This window comes from Ornithinibacillus bavariensis, from assembly GCF_050433565.1.
Lineage (GTDB): Bacteria > Bacillota > Bacilli > Bacillales > Amphibacillaceae > Ornithinibacillus > Ornithinibacillus bavariensis.
This window is the reverse complement of sequence record NZ_JBNPWZ010000001.1, coordinates 128,799-143,645: the sequence shown is the minus strand read 5'-3', so window position 1 is coordinate 143,645 and position 14,847 is coordinate 128,799. Positions and strand designations below refer to the sequence as shown.

Here is a 14,847-nt window from a genome sequence, read left to right as displayed (position 1 = left end):
CACAGTATATCGATATCGTCCTTTAAATGTATTATTCCGATAAAAATAGTATGCTTTAATAAAATACTACGCCTCTATCAGTCTGTCAAGAGAATGAAATTAGAAAAGAAAAAGGCACTATTAAGTGTTGCATCCATGGTTAGATTAAAAGCTAACTTTTTGGTGCACTACCTTTATAGTACCCTGCAATTATTTATAAAATACTTTCTTGTAATTCAATTTCTACATTTCCTTGAATCGCTCGTGATATCATACAGCTTTTTTCTGCTTTTTGGATGAGCTTACCGATTAACTCATAATCCTTTTCCGTCGCTTCCTCTGTTAAAGAAACCGTTGGGCGATGAATAATTTTCTTATACGTAAAAACACCATTCGTAACGTCAACAATACCTTCTGATTCTAGAGCCATTTCCTTAAGAGGTAAATTTGCTCGCTCAATCATTGCTGCTAAAGTAATAATATAACAAGTTGCAGCTGCTCCTAGTAACATCTCATCAGGATTTGTCCCAATTCCAGGTCCATCCATTTCTTTTGGTATGGAAATTTTCGTTTTTAAATTTCCTGCATCAATAAACCCTTCACTATTTCTACCGCCTGGCCATTCTGCCTTTAAATGAAAATGATGTTCAGCCATTTCTAGCACCTCCACATACATTTTAGTCTACTTTTAAGCTAGATAGAAAAATAATGCATGACTTCCCCTAAAACTACCCCAATAACAACAATCAGCCAAGCTGGTGTTTTCCAAATGTACAGTAGCGCAAATAAAATCACTGCAAGTGAAAAGTCTTTTGCATCTGTAATGGCACTGGAAAATACAGGATTATAAAAGGCTGCTAATAAAATTCCGACTACACTGGCATTAACGCCAGCTAAAATCCCTTGAAAGCTTCTCTTTTGCCGCAACTCGCTTAAAAATGGAAGTGCGCCAATAATCAATAAGAAGGAGGGGAAAAACATTGCAACTGTTGCAATTAATCCACCTGCTATTCCACTCATCATTGTTCCGATATAACTAGCAAATGTGAATAAGGGACCAGGTACTGCCTGTGCCATTCCATATCCAGCAAGAAACTCATTACTTGTAAGGAATCCATTCGGTACAACTTCTTGTTCTAGTAATGGAAGAACGACATGTCCACCACCAAAAACAATAGAGCCGACACGAAAAAAGGTATCAAAAATACTAATATACTGGTTGTTAAACAAAATTGCCATGATCGGTAGCACGATTAACAGTAAAAAAAATATAGATAAAGCAATTATGCCCTGTACCTTGTTAATGGAAACTGTAAAGGCTTCAACCTTAGATGCTGTATTCCTAGAAAATAGAAAATAACCTAGGATTCCCGCACCGAATATGACTGCAATTTGGACTATAGCTGACGGAAACCATAACATGATGAACATCGCTATTATAGCAATTGCAATTCTAGGCTTATCTGGAGTCAAACTTTTACCCATGCCAAGTATGGCGTGTAGTACAACTGCTGCGGCTACGATTTTCAGGCTAGCAATCCAGTTGGCATCACCAATTGAAAATGCCTGAAAAGCTTGTGCAAATAACATTAATATCAACACTGATGGGATCGTAAAACCGAACCAAGAAATGATCCCACCTAAAAGTCCACCACGAAGTATACCGATGGCTATACCAGCCTGGCTACTTGCAGGTCCCGGAAGGAACTGACATAATGCAATAATATCTGCATATGTCTTATCATCCAACCATTTTCGCTTATCAATATATTCATTTTTAAAATAGCCCAGGTGAGCAACTGGTCCACCAAAGGATGTCAAACCTAATTTTAAGGATGTCCCTAATATTTCAAGTAAAGAATGCCTCTGTTTCATCATGACCTCCAACAACTATTACTCCCCCCAGAATAACATAGGATGAAGATCCCTATGCAATAATTTACAAAAAATTAACAATGTTCCACCTTGAAACCTTTTCACCAGTTAATCCGTACGAGTATTACCAAAGACATAGAAGGAGGTTAAGTATGAATAACACCGTTCAAAGCTATCTAAACACGTATGAAGCACTGAAACCACACATCAAATGGAAAGTCTCTGACAAGCGTATTATTATGATGGTTGCTGCCATTTATATATTAAATGATGAAGAAATACAGATAGATCGATTTCTCTCACTAGCTGAAAAGATTAAAAGTCAATCTCCCCTTTTCTCTCCACTTCGCTCGCATGCACGATATACAACCGCTGCGGTGTTTGATGTAAAATTAGAAAACCCTGCGGAAGAAATTCAGTCCCTACTGGACTTATATGAGAGATTTAGATCTCTACGATTCGGAAGTGGAATCTATACATATCACGCGGCAACAATTCTGTTAACAAGTGGACATGAGGATATTGAAGCTATCATTCGTAAGGCAAAGGAAATATACAATGGAATGAAACAAGAGCATACCTTTCTTACATCAAGTAGTGACTATCCGTTGGCGACGCTACTTGCACTAGATAATAAACCAGATATTATCAATCATATTGAAGGTTTTTATCGGGAGCTAAATAATAATGGCTTTAGAAAAGGTAATGATTTACAGTTCTTAAGTCATATTCTGGCACTAGGGGATAAAGAAAAAAGCACCAATCTTATCAGTCATGCTGTCCAAGTTTTTGATGCCTTTGCTAGGAGTAAGCTTAGAGCAAAGCCGATATATTATCCTGTGATGGGAATGCTAGCACTTTTGCCACAAAAGGAATTTTCTATGGATGCTGTTGTTGCACTATATGATGAATTGAATGAGCATAAGGATTTTAAATGGCAAAAGGATATGAATGTTATGTTAGCATCTAGCATCTTTGTTAGTGGCAAACTAGAACAAGAACACGTGGCTGAAACTAGTCTAAATACAATTTTAGAGGCTATTTTAGAAGCCCAGCAGGTTGTGATGATAACAACCATGGCTGCTGTTACCGCCGCTAATACGAGCAGTAACAGTAATTAAGTCATTACAGAAATGAAGCTCTCTGTTCCTCAGAGGGCTTGCTTCTTTATTTACTATCCTTTAGAATTTGCTTTAAAATAACTGCTTGATTATACTTCTCATCCTTTGCGCCATACAAAAGTGTCACGTTTTCCCTACTGCTGTAAATAATGCTCTTCAGCTTTTCCAATGCCTCAAACTGTGTACCTTGAGATAGTTCCTGCTTATATTTCATCTGAAACTCAGAAAATTTACTTACATCATGGTGGTACCATTTACGGAGTTCATTGGATGGAGCAACTTCTTTGATCCAATGATCGAGTTTAGCTTTTTCCTTTGAAATTCCACGTGGCCATAAGCGATCTACCAATATTCGTATACCATCTTCCTCCAAGACATCCTGATAAATCCGTTTGTACTGTATCTTGACCATTTTCGCTATCCCTCCTAGTTAGCCAATCATTTTATAAAAAAGCAGAATCTCCAACAAATAATGACACAAATAGTATCACATTCATTATGTTTTTTCTATTTATCTACGTAATCGTATGAATAACGAAACTTACGGCTATAATTTTATTAAAATAGGTAAATAATTAGATGCGAAATAGCAGAAAATGATATATCATAAACCATAATACTAATGAAAGTGTGATGAGCTTGACTAAAAAACGTTGGTTTCAAGTTTTAGTTGGATTGATTCTAGTCTTTCTATTAATCTACTTAATTTATAAAACTCGTTTTATTTTTGATCCAGTACTGAAATACATAGGTGCAATCGCTTTTCCGTTTATTGCAGCAGGGCTACTTTATTATTTGACCAGACCTATTATGAAGCTCCTAGTAAAATATAAAACACCGAAACTAGTCGCCATTCTTGTTGTGTTTCTAGTACTTATTGGCGTTGTCTATGTCTTCACCATATTTATTGTACCAATTGCACAGGACCAATCAACACGTTTTGTCAAAAATATGCCTGCCATGATATCTGGTGCACAGGATGTAATCGACTATATCGAAAAAAATCAAAGTATTATACCTAAGGAAGTATACGGTACGATTGATAAAATGATGGCCAACCTCCAAACCTATATTGAAGGATTCATGACCTTTTTATTTAGTTTTATCAGTCAAGTCGTAGGTTTTGTCTTTTCTCTCGTTTTGGTTCCATTCTTCCTGTTCTTCATGCTGAAGGATGATGAAAAATTTGTTCCATTTGTCACACAAATTTTTGAGAATAAAAAAGCTAGTAACCTGCGAAGCCTTTTACAAAAAATTGACCATACGCTTTCTGCTTATATCCAAGGACAGCTCCTTGTTAGCTTAAGTATTGGTATTATGTTGTTTATCGGTTATTCCATCATCGAATTAAATTACGCGCTCACCCTTGCGTTATTCGGAATGATTATGTGTGTCGTTCCATTTGTTGGTCCTTTTATTGCAGTTGTCCCTGCCATGGTTGTGGGAGTGTTCCAGGACCCCATGAATGTTGTCTGGATTGCTATTATTATGATTATTGCTCAGCAGATTGAAGGAAACTTCATCTCTCCTAACATCATGGGACGTGTTTTACGTATACATCCTTTAACCATCATTACAATAATTTTAGCGGCCGGAAGTATCGCGGGATTCATTGGTATCCTATTTGCAGTTCCATTCTATGCAGTGGTCAAAGCGATAATAATTCATTTTTATGAAACATATCGGGATACAAGGAAAAATAAGGAAGATGCACTGATTTAATGATTAGAAGAGAAAAAGACTGGGATATAACTAAACGAACTACTTTAGATGGTATATATACTAGGATGTTGCCAAATACGTCCCAATGTTAATTACTAGTTGCTTCGTATCCTATGGATAGTTATTGTCCCAGTCTCTAGTAACTTTTATGAAAGATAACTAATGAATTGAATAGAAGCAAAAACATAGGCAAATGAAAATGATTAGTCAATTGCATTTTTTATGAGCCTTCAGCCGTTTTAATTATTATTGCTACGCATCTGTCTTTTGCTTCAAATGTTTCCACCCATGTGTTTATCAATCGATAATATCAACGTTATACAACTCTAACCATCTATTTATTTGCACGATATGGGCTATCACCTGAGCTCCTGTCATGAGCTGGCCAAACCATGGCTTCTTAAAGGAAGCACCATCTGTATCAATAATTTTCGCTATCTTTTCCTTTGACACTAATTCCAAAATTGGTGAGCTCTTTTTCTCAATTATCTTAGAAAGCATACGTTTTACACGTGCTGTATACTCTGGATGATATGTTTTCGGATAAGGATTTTTCTTTCGATATAGAATAGAATGAGGCAAAACTCCCTCTAACGCCTTTCTCAAAATCCCTTTCTCTCTTCCCTCTAACATTTTCATCTCCCACGGAATATTCCACACATATTCAACAATTCGATGGTCAGCAAATGGAACTCTAACCTCTAAACTTGCTCCCATACTCATGCGGTCCTTTCTCTCTAGCAAGGTAGCCATGAACCAGTTCATATTTAAATAAAATAGTTCCCTGCGTCGTGCATCTAATATGTTTTCTCCTTCTAAACGTGGTACCTCTGATATCGTTTCTTTATATCGCTCCTGCACATATTCTTTTAGATTTAGCTTTTTTTGTAAGTGTGGTAACAAAAGCTTTTGTCTTTCTACTTCAGAATACAGCCATGGAAAATGATTAGCTTGTAATAACTCTTTTCGATAAAACCACGGATAACCACCGAATATTTCATCAGCACACTCACCCGATAATGCTACCGTAAAGTCTTGTTTTATTTCTTCAGAAAACCATAAGAGAGACGAATCAATGTCTGCCATCCCCGGCAAGTCTCTTGCTTTAACTGCATCCTCCAATCGATTGGCAAGAATTTCATTTGAGATGATTTTAGCATGATGATTGGAACCTATATAAGTACTCATTCTTTCTATCCATGGCCGATCTTCATCTATCTGAAATAAGCTCGCTTGAAAAAAGTTGCTATTATGCTCATAATCAATGGAATACGTATGGAGCGTTCCTATTTCTTGCTGTTTAAAATAGTTTGATGCAATCGCACTTATCGCACTAGAATCAAGTCCTCCAGATAAAAATGTACACACTGGAACATCTGCATTGAGTTGCCTTTGAACGGCATCCTCAACTAGATACTTCAATTGCTCAACTGTTTCTACTAGTGAATGAGAATGCACCTGGCTTGCCACATTCCAATACCGTTTTACACAGATTCCATTACGATCATACATTAACATGTGAGCGGGCCTTAGCTCTTTTATTCCCCTATAGATACCGTGTCCAGGTGTGCGAGAGGGACCTAGTCCAAATATTTCCTGTAACCCCTCCCTATCGACTTCAGCTCTTACATCTGGGTGAGCTAATATCGCCTTAATTTCTGATGCAAATAAAAAAGTGCTATTGCTTTGTTTATAAAATAACGGTTTGACTCCTAGTCTATCCCTTGCCATAAAGAGTTTTTCTCTACCGTGCTCCCATACTGCAAATGAAAAAATACCATTTAGGCGTTCTACACAGTTCTCTCTCCATTCCATGTATGAAAATAAAAGTACCTCCGTGTCGGAGTAAGATTGAAACATATACCCAATATTGGATAGCTCTCTTCTAAGCTCCACCGTATTATAAAGCTCACCATTATACACTATAGTAAAAGAGTCACCATTACTGGATGTCCTTGTCATCGGCTGTCCGCCTCCCAATGGATCAACTACGGAAAGCCTTGTATGACCAAATACAGCATGAGGATTACTAAAAACTTCGCAAGCATCAGGTCCACGCTTACTTAGAGTTTGTGTCATTCCTTTGATTGTTTGTACTTGCTGTCTTAAGTCTTGCTGCCAATCAACCCATCCTGTAATTCCACACATTTAGCATCACTCTTTCATAAAAAATTCCCCACTAAATTCATTTACTCTTCATCGAGGTATCTTTTATGGTATCACTATAGACCTATAGAATATTTAGACCATTCGATACAATATTTGTACTTTTTGGCATATATTTTTACTAAAAAAACTGAATCCTTATGCTTAGTGTTTTCGTACGGAAATAATTGTATTTAGCGAATGGATGAAGGACTTTTTCCGGTATACTGCTTAAACTGGCGACTAAAAAAATGAAGATTACGATAACCCAATGCTTCTGAAACTTCTGTTACAGTCATTCCTGTGTAATAGAGTAAATGCTCCGCTCTTTTGATTCGAGCCTCTATTATATAGGAGCGGACTGACTGACCGATAATCTCCTTGAATTTTCGCGAAAAATAGCGAGGAGAAAAGCTTGCACGACTAGCTAGGCTATCTATGGTATGAGCTTCACTAGGATGTTCTCGCACGTAATTTGCCGCTTCTCTAATGGCAGTTAAAAGGGTGTTTGACTCGGTGTCTTCTCTTCTTTCCTTCTGTTGCTCCTCCCGTAAAAGCTGAATTATCAATTGTTTTAAAATTAGCCTTGCTTCTACTTCTGCTGCAAATCTTTCCATGAGAAGTAAACGAATATATCTTGTTAACAGGGACTCGAAAATGATTGCATTCTGTAATATGCGATAAGGAGTTGGGATTAATTTTGGTCTATTTCCTAAGTTAAAGTGGATGTAGGTTAATACAAGCGGATTTTGAGGATTATGAGTCGCAGTTACCCAGTCCCCTGGTTGAAAGAGAAAACAGCTTCCTCTATTTATCAAATATTCTTTCCCGTTTAATAGTAACTTCCCCTCCCCTTTCCAAACATACAGCAAATCATAATTAGGAATGGGAGCCTGACGTTTCCATTGCCAATTAGGCTCACAATTAATAGTAGCAAACACAGGTATTAGTATGAAATCATCGGGATTTATATCTAGCATACCTCTCTCCTTTCTACGAACTTGTTGCTAAAAATTATTTTATGTTTTTATCGTCTAATATAGAAAGGACAAAGAATTAAATTTAGACACTATCTCGTACGATAGGAAACTGGAACAAAAGTACGAAAAGCAGTACCTATCAAGCTAGGATACTGCTTTTCCCACTGGAACAATTAATTATGAGACAAAATAATACTCCACTGATTCCCCAACAATATAATAGCCGATTTTCCGATAGATGCTATTAGAGGTTGGATTATCTGCATCTGTATATAAGCTACAAAACGTAAACCCATCATCTAGAAGTTTCTGAGATAATGCTGCCACGATGCTAGTAGCATAGCCCTTTCGCTTATACTTATCTGGGGTAAATACTGCATTTATAGTCGATCCATTCTTTGTTCTTCTAGAATTATTTGCCATAGACACTAATTCATCTCCCATTTTCCAAAGAAAAAGGGATTGCTTTTGAATAAACGATACAGCCATACTATCTGCATCTTGCTTTGTCATTGGCATTCTTGCTTCTTGTGCAAACTGATAAAGCCACCTTTTAGCTAGCGGTATGTGTGTATCTTCAGCAATCATTAATTCTCCTCTTGGGTCTGGCGTTACCCTCACACTATCCAACTGATAGATTAATTGCTTCATACTTAGGTCAGCTTGTTTTCCTGACACTTCTTTCCATAGGCTGACAAACTCTTCTACCTGCTTCAAAGGACCAAGTACACCAGGAACAGGATACTTATTCGTAAATAGAAATTGAACAATTGCTGGTATGATGTTTTTCTGAACAGAATCAATCTTAGCCAGTATCCACTTGTTCGGAGGTGTTTGCATGAAGGCATAAATGACTTCTCCATCCTCCTCTACGACACCTAAACGGATTCCATTCGTATAGATGCCAATATTATTTCTTCCTCTTTCCAATAAGCCAAGCATTAAGTTGTTGTTCGCTTCGTCCTTAAGTAAAAGCTCCTCAACCTTACTTAAGTAGTTATTAATGGATGTTTCTAAATAAACCTTCAAACTGTTTACCTCCTTTTTCTAAATAATTGGTTCTATTTTACACGAATCCATTGTTTTGTAAAGTCGTTCACGATAAACTAATGCTAAAGGAGTGATGAAATGACAAAGAAAGAACTTGAGGATAAGCTTGACGAGCTAAAGTCTGATTATGTCCGAATTCAAAGTGATTTAGATAAATTGGTTTATGTAAGAGGTAGAGCTTCTTCTGCAGAGGAGCAGCTCGTTCGTTTAGAGAAAGAGCTTGCAGAAGTTTATAAAAAGCTAGAAGAATATGAGGATTAATGAAGGGATAGAATCCCCTATCTACCTTTCAATAATACTTTCAAAATGAAAAGGAGCGTTAACCCCAATCGGCTAACATGCTCCTTTATTGATTATTCATTATTATTTCCATTTCCTAGTCTTGCTTGTATTTTTGCTTTTTCCTTATTTCTTGGCATTAAGCTAACAATGATGTCACCAGTACTTGGAACAGTACGCATTTCCTCGGAGTAAAACTTTATTTGTCCAGACGGTTTAATAATATACAGAAATACTGTCTCCTCGTCTTGGTCTTCACGATATTGCTTGTACGTATATTGTTCGGTAATATTCGTTTGACGGAATACAAACCCTTTGTTTATTTTTTCGACTAAATCTTCTAAATTCACTTCTTTTCGGAAAAGGATTCTACCGCCTACTTTTGAGACAATTTCAGATGAGGAGCGATATTCCTTATCATATGGGCTTATCTTAAAGACATTCGTTCTTCCGTATTCCGGCATAAATGTTGTACATACGAGTGAATTGTAGGACTTACTGTCCGTTGCAGCAATTAAATATTCATAAGGAATAGTATCCAAATGATATTCTGTTTGCTCCGACAATACTTCCTCATGATAGAAAGGTACACCCGCTTCCCTTGCAGCCTTAAGCCTCTCCCAAGAGCTATCGACGATAATGATTGGTACATCTGCCTTTGCAAGTGATTTTGCTAACTCTACCGTAAATAGATTACTACCAACGATTAATGTACCAGGTTTCCCTTCCATCGATAGATTTAGTCTCTTTGCAAGCCATCCAATTGAAAACCCATGCGAAATAACTGTAAAGAAGACTAACCCAAATGTCAGGGTTGTGAGTATATTCGCATCATCATAGCCAGCCCCGAGTAGAATACTTGCAAAATAACTAGAAACGGTTAGAGCAACTATTCCCCTTGGTGCAATCCACCCTACCAATAATCGTTCATTAAACGTCAAACCTGTTCCAATCGTAGACAGAAAAATGGAAAGTGGTCTTACAAGGAACATCATCAAGAGAACATAACCGATAATATTCGGACTAAAAATGTGTAAAATAGTATCTAATTGCAGTGACGCTGTTAACATAATAAAAATTGCCGAAATTAACAGGATTGATATATTTTCCTTAAAATGACGCATATCTGCAACAGAGGATATTCCCATATTAGCTAATGTAATTCCCATTGCGGTTACGGATAATAAACCTGTTTCATGCATGATTTCATCTGGAATGGTGAAACAGAAAATTACTGCGGTAAATACTGCAGGTGATTTTAGGAACTCGGGAATATAGCCATTTTCGAATATCCAACCAATTCCGCGTCCACATAACCAACCAAAAACAGCTGCAAAAATAGATGCTGCAAAAAAGAGAAGAAGTTTTGTTCCATCTGGGTTATTCGCAGTTAAAAAAGCAATGATTTCAAAGGCAAAAACAGCTAATAATGCACCAATTGGATCAACAATAATACCTTCCCATTTTAAAATCTTTGCTGGCCTCGGCTTTAATTTTGACTGTCGTAGTAACGGCATGATAACGGTTGGACCTGTTACAATAAATAGCCCACCGATGACAAACGCTACTGCCCAAGACAAGCCAGCTATGTAATGAGCTGTTAATGAACCAAATATCCAGGCGAGAAATGCACCAACTGTCGCAATTCGAAATACCGGTTTTCCAAGGCCCCTCAGCTCTTTAAAGCTTAAATTTAAGCTTCCTTCAAATAAAATAATTGCTACTGCAACTGAGATGATCGGTTTATATAGACTACCAAAATCCTCCTCTGGATTGATCAAGCCAAATAGTGGACCTATGATTAACCCTGTAACGGCCATGACCACAATTGCTGGCATCCGATAGCGCCAAGCAACCCATTGTGAACCAATACCCAGGAAGAATATAAGCATAATTTCAAAAAGTAATGATAGCTCCATTACATACCCCCTAATTACAAATATAAGGACATTCTAAATGTCCACTTTAAAAAAGTAAACCGTTTTATCCTTAAAATTCCTATAAGGTTTAGTTACATATTGGATAAATGTTGATGACATCGTATTTATTTTACAAAAATTTCTTTTTAGTAGTATTTACTTTTTTCCAAAACTTATTTTCTCGATATACATAAAGGAAATACTTCTTTTTTCTGCTAGTCATTCTGATGAATGAAAGCATGTTTCGGACTATAAAGTCGAGTTTTTACGATTCGTTTAAACCTTTAAATTATGGTAGGATGAACAGTGGAAGGAGGAGTATCATGATTCAAGATAAAGAAAAAGTCCTTAAAAGTTACTTTGGCTATGATGCTTTTCGGCCTGGACAGAACGAAGTAATTAGCCGTGTTCTGTCTGCAACGAATACGTTAGCTGTTATGCCAACAGGTGGTGGCAAGTCAATTTGCTATCAAATACCGGGTCTTATTTTAGATGGAACAGCTATTATCATTTCTCCACTAATATCCCTCATGAAGGATCAGGTCGATTCATTAGTTGCATTAGGAATTTCAGCAACCTTTATTAACAGCTCCTTAACCAATTCCGAACAGGATAGTCGAATGGAAGAAATAGTTAAAGGCCAATATAAATTTGTCTATGTTGCTCCCGAAAGATTTGAATCCCAGACATTTATAAATACAATGAAGCAGCTTAACATTTCTCTGGTTGCTTTTGATGAAGCCCACTGTATCTCTCAATGGGGGCATGATTTCCGTCCAAGCTACCGGTCTATTGTTCCAAATTTAAAAAAGCTTGGCAATATCCCTGTATTTATGGCATTAACCGCTACAGCTACTGAAGAGGTAATTGCTGATATACAGACATTACTTCAGATTGAAGCGCAGCATGTCATTAATACCGGTTTTGCGAGAGAAAATCTCACATTTCATATTATAAAAGGACGTGATCGTTTTTCCTTTATCCGTTCTTATTTAGAGGATCATCTAGATGATTCTGGTATCATTTATACAGCTACGCGAAAACAGGCAGACGCTATTTATGAGCAATTATTAAAAAGAGGAGTCAATGTTGCGAAATACCATGCTGGGATGTCTGAAAATGAACGTAAAGAGGAGCAAGCAGCCTTTATACATGACGAGAAGCAAGTTATGATCGCCACTAACGCTTTTGGAATGGGTATTGATAAAAGCAATGTTCGTTATGTGATTCACTATGCCATGCCAATGAATATTGAATCCTATTATCAGGAAGCTGGTAGGGCGGGGCGCGATGGAGAAAACAGTGACTGTATTTTGTTATTTTCACCACAGGACATTCAACTGCAAAAGTTTTTAATTGAGCGCTCCTTGATGGATGAAAATGCGAAACAAAATGAGTATAGGAAATTACAGGCAATGGTTAATTATTGCCATACCCAGAGCTGCTTACATACGTATATTTTAGATTATTTTAATGATAGCTCCGAGCATATAAATTGTGGTCGCTGTAGCAACTGTGTTAGCAAGACAGAAAAAACAGACATTACTGAAGAAGCACAAATGATTTTATCCTGTGTTAAACGCATGGGAGAGCGATTTGGTGTTAGCATGACTGCCAAGGTATTAAAAGGTTCTAACGATAAAAAGCTGAAAGAGTTCCAACTTCACAACCTGACTACCTATGGGCTATTGTCTACCTATACAGAGAAGGAAATCACTGAAAAAATTCACTTTTTGATTGCTGAACAATTGCTTGCAACAGAAGAGGGGAAATACCCAACATTAAAGCTAAACAAAAATTCCATCGATGTTTTAAAAGGGAGTAGAACTGTTGAAATGTACATGGTATCCATCCCTACGACGGAAGAGGATGATTACTATAAGGATTTATTTGATGCGTTACGTCAATTACGTAAAAAACTAGCGGACGAACAAAATGTTCCACCCTATGTTCTATTTTCAGATGTTACCTTAAAAGAGCTTAGTAGGTATTTCCCGGAAACGAAGGAAGATATGCTTGAAATTAAAGGAATCGGCGAGAAAAAATACGACCAATATGGGGATATCTTTTTAGAAGTTATTCGTAAATGGCGTAATGATCATCCCGAGGCTAAAAGAAGAATTAAAATTACTGGTAGTGCACAGAATGCTTCCAAACCAAAAAGAAAAGAAGATGAAGGCCCAAGTCATTTAGTAAGCTATAAGCTATTTCAGTCCGGAAAATCAATAAAGGAAATAGCCGCTATTCGAGAGATGACTACGATTACAGTTGAAAGTCATCTTTTCAAAGCATTCCAGGATGGTTATCCAATTGCTTGGGATATCTTCTTTACTAATGAAGAGGAGGCAAAGGTACTTGCAACAAGAGAAGTGGTAGAAGAGCCTAAGTTAAAGCCACTTAAAGAGGCATTGCCAGAGGATTATGATTATACAAAGATAAAAGCTGTTCTGGTGAAGAATGGGCTTATGTAGTCAGTTGTAATAATCATTCTTCGATGTCGATAAAGGTATCCACATATGGATACCTTTTTACCTTATCAAGGAATCATTTTCTATCTGTGACTTTCTTCTTCTGTACATAAAAAAGGATACAAGATAAAATTGCTAAACCTAATATAGCAGCAAACAATAGTATTGATATTACGTCACCAGCTATGCCAAGCTCGTCTGCTAATACACCTTCCGTCCACAATAACTGTGCTGCTATTACCGATAGCATAACAGATGATCCGATTACCATTAAACCATTCATATAATACTTCGTTTTCGGTACAATAAGTAGAATCAATATAATGAGTGAGAAAACAAATAGCATCGTAAACATAGGTCTAAGTAAAACAAAGGTATCTATTTCACCAACGTTCATATCCTACAATCCATTTCCATCGTGTTACTTTTTTAAAGCACGTGTCGCTATAAATGTTTTAATATGATTATCTAACAATCTTGTACCACCAAAATCATCCTCATAAAATCCTGTAATAACAAAGCCAGCATCAATCTGTCCTTGAATTTGATCTTCTAATGTATGACCAAATTCAAACGTTTGTTTGTTTTTTCTAAACTCCTCTAGCTTTTCCTTAGAAAGTGCTTCTAAATCAGAATACGGAATTTTATGCTTAACCTCTAATTTCCCCTTCATTTCCGCTTCATCATCAAAAATATATAGAAGAGGATTAGTAAATCCAGCGATTAGAATGCCACCTTCCTTAAGCACCCTTGCAGCTTCCTTCCACACTGGTAAAACATCATCCACAAATACATTTGAAACAGGATGGATAATCATGTCATATGTATCCTCTTCTAAAAAATGAAGGTCTTTCATATTGCCTTGTATGGTTGTAATATTCAGCCCATCCCGTGTTGCCACATACTTATCCTGCTCTAATTGCTTCAAAGACATATCCACAACGGTCACATCTGCTCCAGCTGCAGCTAAAACAGGACCTTGTTGTCCTCCACCCGAAGCCAAGCATAGTATCTTTAATCCTTTTATAGAATCCGGAAACCAACCTCTAGGTACTTTTCTTACAGTAGTAACCGTTATTTCCCAATCCCCTGTTTTACTCTTTTCTATAATCTCTTTTGCGACTGGTTTTGTGTATGTTGCTCCATCCTCTACTTTTTGGTCCCAGGCGATTGAATTTTGTTTTATAATATCCATGTTTATCCCCCAAATCAAAATTTTCCAAATTTATTATAACACAGATATGTATCCCTTTTTCACAATAGGAAATTGCCGTTTAAACAAAAAACTGTTACACATTCACTGTGTAAC

General features: G+C 36.9%; 13 protein-coding genes. 4 read left to right on the top strand and 9 right to left on the bottom strand.

Annotated elements, in window-relative coordinates; translation table 11 throughout:
• Positions 1 to 193 precede the first annotated feature (193 nt).
• Positions 194 to 634 carry an OsmC family protein gene (locus HNR27_RS00645; protein ID WP_212920303.1) on the bottom strand — a complete coding sequence of 147 codons (441 nt, stop codon included), beginning with the start codon at positions 632 to 634 and terminating at the stop codon, positions 194 to 196.
• Between the two features lie 38 nt (positions 635 to 672).
• Positions 673 to 1,857 (bottom strand): chromate efflux transporter, encoded by a 1,185-nt coding sequence (chrA, locus tag HNR27_RS00640; protein ID WP_429338416.1) that lies wholly within the window; start codon positions 1,855 to 1,857, stop codon positions 673 to 675.
• 149 nt (positions 1,858 to 2,006) lie between these two features.
• Between chrA and HNR27_RS00635 the strand changes: the two genes are divergently transcribed.
• On the top strand, positions 2,007 to 2,975 hold the full coding sequence (locus HNR27_RS00635) for a DUF4003 family protein (RefSeq protein ID WP_429338415.1): 969 nt from the start codon (positions 2,007 to 2,009) through the stop codon (positions 2,973 to 2,975).
• A gap of 46 nt (positions 2,976 to 3,021) precedes the next feature.
• On the opposite strand, the gene HNR27_RS00630 is transcribed toward HNR27_RS00635, so the two are convergent.
• Positions 3,022 to 3,387, bottom strand: coding sequence for a DUF488 domain-containing protein (locus HNR27_RS00630; protein WP_429338414.1), 366 nt, complete (start codon positions 3,385 to 3,387; stop codon positions 3,022 to 3,024).
• 227 nt (positions 3,388 to 3,614) lie between these two features.
• On the opposite strand from HNR27_RS00630, the gene HNR27_RS00625 reads away from it, so the two are divergent.
• Positions 3,615 to 4,697: an AI-2E family transporter gene (locus HNR27_RS00625; RefSeq protein ID WP_212920300.1), complete on the top strand. Its 1,083-nt coding sequence runs from the start codon at positions 3,615 to 3,617 to the stop codon at positions 4,695 to 4,697.
• 297 nt (positions 4,698 to 4,994) lie between these two features.
• On the opposite strand, the gene asnB is transcribed toward HNR27_RS00625, so the two are convergent.
• The 3 genes from asnB to HNR27_RS00610 all read right to left on the bottom strand — a co-directional run bounded on the left by asnB (position 4,995) and on the right by HNR27_RS00610 (position 8,851).
• Positions 4,995 to 6,845: an asparagine synthase (glutamine-hydrolyzing) gene (gene asnB / locus HNR27_RS00620; protein ID WP_429338413.1), complete on the bottom strand. Its 1,851-nt coding sequence runs from the start codon at positions 6,843 to 6,845 to the stop codon at positions 4,995 to 4,997.
• Positions 6,846 to 7,036: 191 nt separating this feature from the next.
• A complete protein-coding gene (locus HNR27_RS00615; RefSeq protein WP_429338412.1) occupies positions 7,037 to 7,822 on the bottom strand; it encodes a helix-turn-helix domain-containing protein in 786 nt (261 codons plus the stop codon).
• A gap of 177 nt (positions 7,823 to 7,999) precedes the next feature.
• A complete protein-coding gene (locus HNR27_RS00610; RefSeq protein ID WP_429338411.1) occupies positions 8,000 to 8,851 on the bottom strand; it encodes a GNAT family N-acetyltransferase in 852 nt (283 codons plus the stop codon).
• A 99-nt stretch (positions 8,852 to 8,950) separates the two neighbouring features.
• Between HNR27_RS00610 and HNR27_RS00605 the strand changes: the two genes are divergently transcribed.
• Complete coding sequence (locus tag HNR27_RS00605; protein WP_212920296.1) at positions 8,951 to 9,133, top strand: SE1832 family protein; 183 nt, start codon at positions 8,951 to 8,953, stop codon at positions 9,131 to 9,133.
• Positions 9,134 to 9,225: 92 nt separating this feature from the next.
• Here the strand turns inward: HNR27_RS00605 and HNR27_RS00600 are convergent, their stop codons facing one another.
• Positions 9,226 to 11,070, bottom strand: a complete 1,845-nt coding sequence (locus tag HNR27_RS00600) for a cation:proton antiporter (RefSeq protein WP_212920295.1) — start codon at positions 11,068 to 11,070, stop codon at positions 9,226 to 9,228.
• 323 nt (positions 11,071 to 11,393) lie between these two features.
• On the opposite strand from HNR27_RS00600, the gene recQ reads away from it, so the two are divergent.
• Positions 11,394 to 13,541, top strand: a complete 2,148-nt coding sequence (gene recQ, locus HNR27_RS00595; RefSeq protein ID WP_429338410.1) for a DNA helicase RecQ — start codon at positions 11,394 to 11,396, stop codon at positions 13,539 to 13,541.
• A gap of 73 nt (positions 13,542 to 13,614) precedes the next feature.
• Here recQ and HNR27_RS00590 read toward each other — a convergent pair whose 3' ends face one another.
• Together HNR27_RS00590 and HNR27_RS00585 are read right to left on the bottom strand one after the other, a co-directional pair.
• Positions 13,615 to 13,935: a hypothetical protein gene (locus tag HNR27_RS00590; RefSeq protein ID WP_429338409.1), complete on the bottom strand. Its 321-nt coding sequence runs from the start codon at positions 13,933 to 13,935 to the stop codon at positions 13,615 to 13,617.
• A 24-nt stretch (positions 13,936 to 13,959) separates the two neighbouring features.
• Positions 13,960 to 14,733: a class I SAM-dependent methyltransferase gene (locus HNR27_RS00585; protein WP_212920292.1), complete on the bottom strand. Its 774-nt coding sequence runs from the start codon at positions 14,731 to 14,733 to the stop codon at positions 13,960 to 13,962.
• Positions 14,734 to 14,847 lie beyond the last annotated feature (114 nt).